Below are 9,900 nucleotides of genomic sequence, written 5' to 3' on the forward strand. Positions count from 1 at the left end.
CATTTTATTATGGTCAGCCTCAGGGTGAAGTGTGTCTAATCAACAGGGTTTTCGGTCTCTAAGTACTTTTTAAAGGGAACATCATCGACTCAAATCTCTATTTGCAACAGTGCCTAATTAAATCCCTTACAATTCAAATTTTTCAGCAACGACTTATCTTTGTTAAAATAGTATTAATTTATTTTTTTTAGGACAAACCTTAACAAAATTACAAATTTGTAATTTGGTTGTCATTTAGGTGTATACATCTAGGAATTAGTATATGAAGAAATTATTTTTTGGTCCAAGATATGATTAGATTCAATAATATATATATGAAGATTGTTTTAGTTATTTTTACTATAGTTTTTTCAACCAGTAGTTTTGCTGATGGGGGACTTCGTTTCTTAGAGAAAAATTTAGAAATAATTAACAATGAAAAAAGCAAAGGGTGTGAAGAGAATTAATTCAAAATTATAATGAAGCACATATAACTAGGAAAACTAAAAATTAGTTATTTTTAGTATGGTGTAACTAAGATTAATTAATTTTTTTAAATCGAATGATAAATATATTTATTGTTTTTAATTTATTCTTTACCATTTTCAAATTTTTAAATAGTCCGAAAAGACTATTTTAAACTTTAGGGTTACATATGCTCCTATACATAGGCAGGAATAAATATGCAACTTAGTATATTTGCAACAATAGTACTGGAAAGATTCATGTAATAATGCTTAAAACTCTCTAATTAGTTAGGGAGGCATTGGAATTGGAGAAAAAAGTAAAGTGCCCACTAGCAAATGTGGTTATTGGAGGAATTATCTCATCAACCCTTCTTATGTTGGTTTTATTACCAATATTGTCCCGGTGGATAAATGAAAAGAAAGCTTCTTGACCAATTATAGTAAGCAATTTTTAGCAGAAATATTGAGGCTTACTCAAGTCTCTCAGCTAATCGTAAATAGAATAAGGAAACTATTGTATGTCAGAAGATCATTCTCAGAGCCACGCGGCTGTTACTGAAGAGAATAGTAAGAAGCTAATATTTACTGTAGGTTTGACCACTACGTTTTAATCGTAGAAATTATAACCGTTTTTATTACTCAAAGTTTAACTTTTGTGATTATCTAAAAACACATAGCGGTCGAATGGCCATATTAACTGACTTAAAATCAGTCGCATACTTTAATGTAGCGGTTCTGATAGCACAAAAGTTCGCAGCATGAAAACGGAACCGGCATAATTGATTTATAGTGAACCCATACACTAAGCATAATGATTTAGAGGACGATAATCCCAATGAAAAAATTCCTTTTAGGAGCTGTTGCCGCATCTGTTTTGGCTTTTTCAGGCAATGCTATGGCCAATTTTGTGGCAGGTCAGGACTATCAGGTGGTCGCAAAACCAGTCAAAGTCGAAAAACCGGGCAAAATTGAGGTACGTGAATTCTTCTGGTATGGCTGTGGTCACTGTTTCACGTTGGAACCGCATATGCAGGACTGGTTGAAAAAATTACCCAAAGATATCCGTTTTGTACGTACACCTGCTGCAATGAACCCGCTTTGGGAACAGGCTGCACGTGCTTATTATGTTTCAGAAGCCCTGGGTGTGCGTCAAAAAGCACATTTACAGTTATTCCATGATATTCATGACAAGCAGCGTCCAATTTTAGAACAGGCACAATTGGCCAAGTTCTATACCCGTTATGGTATTTCTGAAGAGAAATTTAACACGACTTATAAATCATTCCCGATTTCGTCAAAAATTGCTCAGGCAAAAAATTTGACTGCTCAATATCAGTTAAGCGGTGTACCAGCGGTGACCGTGAATGGTAAATATATTGTGCAGGGCAATGATGCCAAAGTAATTCAGGTGGTGAATTACCTGATTGAAAAAGAGCGTAAAGCCAAATAAGACGCGATTGATTATCTCTAAAAAAAACCTGCATCGAATCTGCAGGTTTTTTTATTTAAACTGGAGGAATGGTTATTTACGTCCTGACTGCCGGATCTGGTGTTTCTATCGACGGGCGATACCAGTGTAAAATTCCTCGGAATAAGAGCTGCATCTGCAACACGCTTTGCGCTTTAAAGTCATGGGATTGAATATGAATCGTGGATGGCTTTGTTGCACAAACCTATCTGTAAAGGGTTTTTCAGCGATATAATTTTCAAATGAAGAAGCCTGCACACAAAATCTACCGCACAACCAATTGGCCCGCATATAACCGAGCACTCATGAGTCGCGGAAATATTGCCATTTGGTTTGATCCTGCTACGCAATGGTATGCTCCGTCCATCGGTAAACAAGGGCGAAATCAAACCTACTCCGACGCAGTCATCCAATGCTGCTTAATGATTAAATCCTTATTCCGTCTGTCTTTACGTATGGTCACTGGCTTTGTGCAAAGTCTGATTAAACTTTGCGGATTAAATTGGATAGCTCCAGATTACACCACGCTTTGTAGAAGACAAAAGCATATTGATATTGTAATCAGCTACCAAAAAAGTAGCGATGGGCTGCATCTACTCATGGACTCTACAGGCATGAAGTTTCTAGGTGAGGGCGAATGGAAACGCAAGAAACATGGAGCTGAATATCGTCGCCAATGGCGTAAACTTCATATTGGTATAGATGCTAAAACCCTACAAATACGAGCAGTTCAGCTTACAACCAATAATGTCAGTGATTCACAGGTGCTTGGTGATTTACTTAATCAGATTCCACAAGATGAGCGGATTGACTCTGTTTATACCGATGGAGCTTATGACACCAAGCAATGCCGTCAGGTCATTGCAGATCGGCAAGCCCATGCGGTGATTCCACCTAGAAAAAATGCGAAACCATGGAAAGATACAAAGAGTAGCTCGCTAGAGCGAAATGAATTACTTCGAGCAATTAAACGTTTAGGCAGGACACTATGGAAAAAATGGTCAGGCCATCATCGGCGAAGTTTGGTTGAAACTAAGATGCATTGCATCAAATTATTAGGAGATAAACTCAGTGCAAGGAGTTTTGATAGCCAAGTCAATGAGATCCATGCACGTGTGGCAGTCCTTAACAGATTTACGGAATTAGGTCGACCACTTACCCAAGTTACGCCTTAAATTTGGCTCAATTAGGGGCGCTTTGCATTTCAAATCTTTGTGCAACAAAGCCAATGTATATAAAAAATGGTTAAATAATTGCAAGGGGGGCTTTAAAACGTTTTAATCGTAAAGCATTTCCTAGTACAAATATTGACGAGAGAGCCATTGCACCAGCAGCAAATACAGGAGAAAGTAGCAGTCCAAATTGCGGATAAAGTACACCTGCTGCAATAGGAATCAGAGCTGCATTGTAAACAAATGCCCAAAATAAATTTTCACGAATATTGGTTATAGTCGCTTTGCTTAAAGCGATAGCATTCGGCACTCCTTTCAGGTTGCCAGACATCAAAACCACATCAGCAGCTTCAATAGCTACGTCTGTACCTGTACCTATCGCTAAACCAATATCTGCTTCTGCAAGTGCAGGGGCATCATTAATGCCATCTCCAACATATGCGAGTTTACCATATTGATTTTTTAATTTTTTAACGGCCTCTATTTTACCTTCAGGTAAGACTTCTGCAATAACCTCATCAATACCTAGTTTTTTTGCAATCGCTTGAGCTGTATGACGGTTATCACCTGTAATCATGGCAACCTTTAAACCTAACTGATGTAACGCTTCAATTGCAGCAAATGTTGATTCTTTAATTGGATCTGCTACAGCAATAATGGCAGCAAGTTTCTGGTCAATCGCAACATAGAGAGGGGTTTTTCCTTCTTCTCCCAAACGATCCGAAAATTGAGAAAAAACATTAGGATTCAAACCTAGTTTTTCCATATATCGATCTGCACCAATATGAACCAAATGTTCAGACACCGTTGCTTCTATTCCATAGCCCGTGACTGACTTGAAATCAGCAACAGGAGACAGAATTAATTCCTTATCTATAGCGGCTTGTACAATTGCTCGAGCAATAGGATGCTCAGACTTTGATTCAACGGCTGCCATAAGTGAAAGTACGGCATTGTATTCAAACCCTTCTAAGACATGCAGATCGGTTAAAATTGGTTTCCCTTCAGTCAGGGTCCCTGTTTTATCAACAGCAACCACTTTAGTTTCTTTGAGCAGCTGCAAAGCTTCCCCTTTACGGAATAAAACACCCATTTCAGCACCACGCCCAGTTCCCACCATGATTGATGTAGGCGTTGCAAGTCCCATTGCACAAGGACATGCAATAATGAGTACCGCAACTGCATTAACTAAGCTAAACGTTAGGGCTGGCTCAGGGCCGAAGATAAACCAAGTAATAAAAGTTAAAAGAGAGAGACCCATTACTACAGGTACAAACCACATGGTAATTTTATCAACCAATGCCTGAATAGGCAGCTTGGAACCCTGTGCCTGTTCAACCATTCGGATGATTTGAGAAAGCACTGATGAACTACCAACAGAGGTGGCTTTGATATTTAAGCTGCCACTTTGGTTAATTGTTCCTCCTACCACAGTAGAGCCTATCGTTTTTTCAACGGGCATAGGCTCGCCAGTAATCATGGATTCATCAATAAAACTTTGGCCGTGAATAACTTCACCATCGACAGGGATACGCTCGCCTGGTCTAATCTCTACAATCGTTCCTGTTTGAACTTCGGCAATCGGAACTTCTATCACCTGATTATTGAGCTGTATTCTGGCAACTTTAGGCTGCATTCCAACTAGATGTTGAATTGCTAAAGACGTTCGGCCTTTTGCCTTGGCTTCAAAAAATCTACCTAATAGAATTAAAGTGATAATAACCGCTGCAGCTTCATAATAAACATTGACCGTGCCTTGTGGCAGGACACTTGGAAAGAAAGTAGCAACCACTGAATAAAGATAAGCAGCCAATGTTCCTACAGCCACCAAGGAATTCATGTCTGGTGCTAAGCGGAATAAACTTGGGATGCCCTTTTTAAAGAAGCGTCGGCCTGGAAAAATTAATGCTACTGTGGTCAAGAAAAATTGCATTAACCAGCTATTTTGTTGGCCAATGTTATCCATCATAAACGTATGAAAGGCGGGAATCAGGTGTGATCCCATTTCTAAAATAAAAACGGGTAGAGTCAATAAGACTGACAAAATTAAATCTTTTTTAAGTTTTTCTAATTCAATATTCTTTTTATCTTGAAAGCTTTCCGTAGTTTGATGAACTGACTTTGCTTCAAACCCTGCTTTGGTGACAGCCTGAATTAACGAGTCACGAGTGACAGATGAGCTTGCCTGAATAGTCGCTTTTTCAGTAGCCAGATTTACATGAGCCGACTCAACTCCTTCAACAGATTTTAAAGCCTTTTCTACTCGACCTACACAAGAAGCACATGACATACCCTCTATCGTAAGCTCTATCGGTTGCAATACTTCCACTTCGTAGCCTGCTTTTTCTACGGCTTTAATTAAAGTTGCGCGATCAAGTGGTTGATGCGCATAAATGACTGCTTTTTCGGTAGCCAGATTTACATGAGCCGATTCAACACCCTCAACAGATTTTAAAGCTTTTTCCACACGGCCTACACAAGAAGCACATGTCATCCCCTCAATCTCTAATGTTTCACTGTAGTGTGGCGTATCAGTCATTTCGGTACTCATATACGATCTCTATCATTTAGATATGCTGAGTTCTATATGCGAAGATCAGCTCGAACCAAGATAATTGGGAATTCAGGCAGCACTTTTATTGCAAGCAAGTACAGATTTTATCTGTACGATGAGAAAAACAAGAGTAAGTAAAGTGATAAGGGATTACCACTTTACTCTAACAGAGATTAAGCAGGCTCAGCTGTAAATCCACGATCACCGAGAGTGGCAATGACTTTATCCTGACTAACCGTTGTGTTGATTTCAACGATACGGTTTTGTAAATCAATATCGAGTGATGCATTCGAGTCGAGCTCTTTAATTGCAGTAGTAATGCCTCGTGCACAACCACCACAAGTCATATTAGCGATGTGAAATTTCATATGTTGCTCCTTTTTAACAAAATATTGGTTTAAACCATTAGAACAGTAACTCTAAACTTTCACCATACAACCAGCCTTTCTCTGAATCAGTTTCTTGCTGTAACTTGGTCTGTTTACATCCATAGTTTTCATCAGAGTATTCTAAAGCATAGCGTTCTAATGACTACAGTAAAAGTACTTAACCAACATTAACGTGACTTAAAAATGACATTTTTGTCATCTACGATCACTTTGAAATTTATAAGATAGTTATTTCAATCAATAGTAGTGAACTGAATAGATGAGACTCTTATGGATTGAAGCTAAAAACCGGTGACTACCTTTAATATATAAATGCCTTATGATGCGATTTTACTGTTCTGATTGTCGTAAGCTGGCAGTCCAGTAGAAACTTTATTGCTCAGCTACAAAAGATAAAAGTACTAATGTTAAATTTCCTCAATAACCTTATTTTGAAATTCTCTTATTCAATACCCACGACAGTGGTTATATAGCCTGTTGTTAATAGAATTGATAGACCTAATAACATCTCAAATAAAATGGCATGACTAAGGTGTTTAGCAAATTTAGGATGTTGAAGATGCGGGGTGAAATACCATTTGTTGAAGGCAGCTAAAAGTAGAATACCTATAACAAAAAACATTTTAACCATGAAACCATAGCCATATGCAGTATTGATTAAGGTATTAAAATCTTTAATTAAAAGAAGAGCTACACTAGCGCCACAGGCGATTAATATCCCAACAATGAAAGCAGCAATACGTCCAAATACATGCATGCGATCTTTTAAAGGTAAACCACTTATTTCCCGGCTGGTTTTCCATAACGGATATAAAGACCCCATCCATAACGACATAACTAGAATATGGATTGATAATAAAATTTGAGCAAGTAAGGTTAAATTAGCGACATGTCCGAGCTGGGAAAAACTAAAAATAATCGGGATAAGTAAAATACAAAATATTGAACTTTCAATTATAGAAAACTGACCTTTGTTCCTGTTAAGTTTAACCACCATGAGAAGAAGTAAAAGAGCAAAACTAATAGAACGAAGAACGTATATATACCCCGTCGGAGTATTAACCAATATATTAATATACGTGGGGTCCACCATCCCTGTAATACCAGTATTGGCAAAACTACCAATCAGAATAAAAAATCCCAAGGTACTGGAAATTAGGCCTAATCCAGCGCCAATTGTAATATATTTAAGAATCGATTCTTTTAGTTCAAGATATTGTCTAAGTAAAAAATAGCAAAAGGCTCCACCAACGACAAAAGCTACACTTAAATATAAAATAACCTTAGTTAACCAAGTGGCCCACATCCAATATTCAGAAATCATTATTTTTGTCCATTCTAGAACAACATGCCAGCACCTCACTGACATGTTGAAAGGTAATCAATTCTTATTTAGTTGATTTGATAGTGAAACTATATTCACCATTCATGTTGTGACCATCTTTCCCCATTGTTGTCCAGACAACGGTATATTTACCTTTTTTCAGTTTCGGAAGAGCGACATCAAAGGATTTCTTTAAGTCATGAGTAACTTTATATTTTAAAGGAACATCTCTTCGCTGAGCATCCAGTAACTTAATATTCATCAACATAACCTCTGCACCAAAGTTAAGGGTCAAGTTCTTTGGTTGACTAAGGATAGATGCATTTTCCGCAGGAATCGCACTCACTAAACTCACATGAGCGAACGTAGTTGTAGTAGCCACAATCATCGTTGCAGCTACTACAACATTACGTAGAGCAGTCATTTTATTTTGAAATAATTTCATTTACGTTTCCTCTTGATTCGTTAGTTCATTAGAGATGACTTTATAAAATCTATATTTAATGAGACCACATCATCTCCTCTTATATTTCAATTATTAGTGAGAGACAGAAACAGAGCGATGACTTCAAAATTACATTTTTGTCATTTTTAAAATTTAAAATCTTTAACTATTAAAATAATCTTATTGAAAAATAATGATCATTTAACAAACAAATTATGTAGGTGGTTGATTTATGAAATGTAGTAATCATTTTGTCTAAGAAAATAGTAGCTATTTAATTTTTTATATTTTAGTTTAAATATAAACATGTTATGTTTAATTTGATCTAATATAAATTTGTGGGCTAAGCACATGACTCAAACACGTCCAAGAATGACCAAATTATTTGAACAGCTTGGTTTAGCTTCTACTGAAGAAGCAATTGCAAAATTCATAGAGAGCCATCAGCTAGCTGGAGATGTTTTTTTAACACAAGCAATTTTTTGGACTGATGCTCAACGTCATTTTTTAGAAGAAAAACTACACTCTGATGGTGAATGGACGACAGTGATTGATCAATTAAATGAGTCTTTACATGAAAATTCAGTAAAATAATTTTCCGTTAGTATTAAGGATCTACATTCTTCCCTGCATTGAATACAACTCATTCATACAGTAGTACTGTTTTGGAGATGGAATCTCTATTATATAAGTAGTAGATTCCTTACTCTGAAATGGCTTTGTTGCATAAATATGTAAGCATCTGATTTAAATAAATTTAATTTTGGATCAAAAAATAATCAAAACTTCTAAAATCATATAGTTATGAAATCTTTGTGCAACAAAGCCGTACTGAAGGCTTAACAACAAATGTGGCTGCTGTCGCGCTAGGGCTGGCCACACTGAGCAACATGTTAAGCAAAGCGACAATTGCATGGGTAATCCCCCCTAAAAATAATAGGATCTAAAAGTAGAATTTTCTCTTAAGATACGAGCAGGAGATTCTGCATGAAAACATCTAAATTTACTGACAGTCAGATCATGTCCATCTTGAAACAGGCAGAATCTGGCACACCTGTAGCGACCCTTTGCCGTGAACACGGCATGAGTAATGCTACCTTTTATAAATGGCGTGCCAAATATGGTGGTATGGATACATCATTAATGGCTCGACTGAAAGAGCTAGAAGCCGAAAATACCAGACTTAAAAAGATGTATGCGGAAGAGCGATTAAAGGCCGAAATCATCCAGGAAGCGATGGCAAAAAAGTGGTAAAGCCATCTTGCCGGCGTAAGATGGCACAACAGGCAGTTGCCCAGCATGCCATTAGTATTCGTTTGGCTTGTAAAGCATTTGGCATTAGTGAAACCTGCTACCGCTATCAAGCCAAACTCAGCGATGACAATGCACTCATTGCTGAACAGCTCATTGAACTCACTGAGGAAAATTCCGATTGGGGCTTTGGTTTGTGCTTCTCGTATTTACGGCATGTTGAGAGTTGCTGCTGGAATCACAAGCGGGTTTACCGCATTTACTGTGAGTTGGCACTGAATCTGCGTATTAAACCGAGAAGAAGACTAAAACGGCATGCGCCTGAACCATTGAAGGAACCAATCCGAGAAAATCAGGTTTGGTCATTAGATTTTATGCATGATCAGCTTTCCGATGGTCGCAAGTTTCGATTATTGAATGTGATTGATGATTACCGCCGCGAAGGCCTAGCCATTGAAGCAGGGTTCTCAGTGCCCACAATCAGGGTTATTCGTACGTTGAATCAATTGCTGGAGTGGAGAGAAAAACCGTTAGTGATCCGATGCGATAATGGTCCCGAATTTATCAGTCACGAATTTGTGCGCTGGGCGACTGAGCACGGTATTCGTATTGAATATATTCAACCGGGTAAGCCACAGCAGAATGCGTATATTGAACGCTATAATCGGACCATACGTTATAGTTGGCTGAGCAAGCATTTATTTGATACTTTGGATGAAGTACAAGATTATGCAACAAACTGGTTGTGGCATTACAACCATGAAAGACCACACCAAGCAAACAAAGGAAGGCCACCTCTAATGGCTGCTTAACCTCTACTTTTAACTTCGGTTATTTATGGGAGGATTACC

The 9,900-nt window shown here is 37.7% G+C and carries 8 protein-coding genes and 2 pseudogenes; 6 read left to right on the forward strand and 4 right to left on the reverse strand.

Annotated features, from left to right (window positions below; all coding sequences use genetic code 11):
- Window positions 1-760: 760 nt before the first annotated feature.
- From ACTJIX_RS14445 to ACTJIX_RS14460, 4 genes and pseudogenes are all read left to right on the forward strand, one after another.
- Window positions 761-877 (forward strand): annotated as a pseudogene (locus tag ACTJIX_RS14445) (hypothetical protein); the annotation flags it as partial.
- A gap of 87 nt (window positions 878-964) precedes the next feature.
- Window positions 965-1,104: pseudogene (locus ACTJIX_RS14450) on the forward strand (cation diffusion facilitator family transporter); the annotation flags it as partial.
- 177 nt (window positions 1,105-1,281) lie between these two features.
- Window positions 1,282-1,896, forward strand: coding sequence for a thiol:disulfide interchange protein DsbA/DsbL (locus ACTJIX_RS14455; protein ID WP_004281881.1), 615 nt, complete (start codon window positions 1,282-1,284; stop codon window positions 1,894-1,896).
- A gap of 260 nt (window positions 1,897-2,156) precedes the next feature.
- Window positions 2,157-3,089 carry an IS5 family transposase gene (locus ACTJIX_RS14460; protein ID WP_440611556.1) on the forward strand — a complete coding sequence of 311 codons (933 nt, stop codon included), beginning with the start codon at window positions 2,157-2,159 and terminating at the stop codon, window positions 3,087-3,089.
- A gap of 70 nt (window positions 3,090-3,159) precedes the next feature.
- Here the strand turns inward: ACTJIX_RS14460 and ACTJIX_RS14465 are convergent, their stop codons facing one another.
- From ACTJIX_RS14465 to ACTJIX_RS14480, 4 genes are all read right to left on the reverse strand, one after another.
- Window positions 3,160-5,637 carry a heavy metal translocating P-type ATPase gene (locus ACTJIX_RS14465; RefSeq protein ID WP_159138927.1) on the reverse strand — a complete coding sequence of 826 codons (2,478 nt, stop codon included), beginning with the start codon at window positions 5,635-5,637 and terminating at the stop codon, window positions 3,160-3,162.
- Window positions 5,638-5,813: 176 nt separating this feature from the next.
- The gene (locus ACTJIX_RS14470; protein ID WP_004679365.1) at window positions 5,814-6,008 is read right to left on the reverse strand and encodes a heavy-metal-associated domain-containing protein; all 195 of its coding nucleotides are present in this window, start codon (window positions 6,006-6,008) and stop codon (window positions 5,814-5,816) included.
- A gap of 463 nt (window positions 6,009-6,471) precedes the next feature.
- Window positions 6,472-7,353 carry a CopD family protein gene (locus ACTJIX_RS14475; protein ID WP_005130246.1) on the reverse strand — a complete coding sequence of 294 codons (882 nt, stop codon included), beginning with the start codon at window positions 7,351-7,353 and terminating at the stop codon, window positions 6,472-6,474.
- 64 nt (window positions 7,354-7,417) lie between these two features.
- Complete coding sequence (locus ACTJIX_RS14480; RefSeq protein WP_004681441.1) at window positions 7,418-7,798, reverse strand: copper resistance CopC family protein; 381 nt, start codon at window positions 7,796-7,798, stop codon at window positions 7,418-7,420.
- Between the two features lie 351 nt (window positions 7,799-8,149).
- Here ACTJIX_RS14480 and ACTJIX_RS14485 point away from each other — a divergent pair, with 351 nt between their 5' ends.
- Window positions 8,150-8,392 carry a DUF2789 family protein gene (locus ACTJIX_RS14485; protein WP_004281876.1) on the forward strand — a complete coding sequence of 81 codons (243 nt, stop codon included), beginning with the start codon at window positions 8,150-8,152 and terminating at the stop codon, window positions 8,390-8,392.
- Window positions 8,393-8,785: 393 nt separating this feature from the next.
- A protein-coding gene (locus tag ACTJIX_RS14490) for an IS3 family transposase (protein ID WP_155757565.1) occupies window positions 8,786-9,861 on the forward strand; the annotation gives its coding sequence in 2 pieces (ribosomal slippage) (window positions 8,786-9,038 and window positions 9,038-9,861; 1,077 coding nt in all).
- The last annotated feature ends 39 nt before the right edge of the window (window positions 9,862-9,900 follow it).

The sequence above is a fragment of the Acinetobacter sp. 22323 genome (assembly GCF_052044895.1).
GTDB lineage: Bacteria > Pseudomonadota > Gammaproteobacteria > Pseudomonadales > Moraxellaceae > Acinetobacter > Acinetobacter schindleri.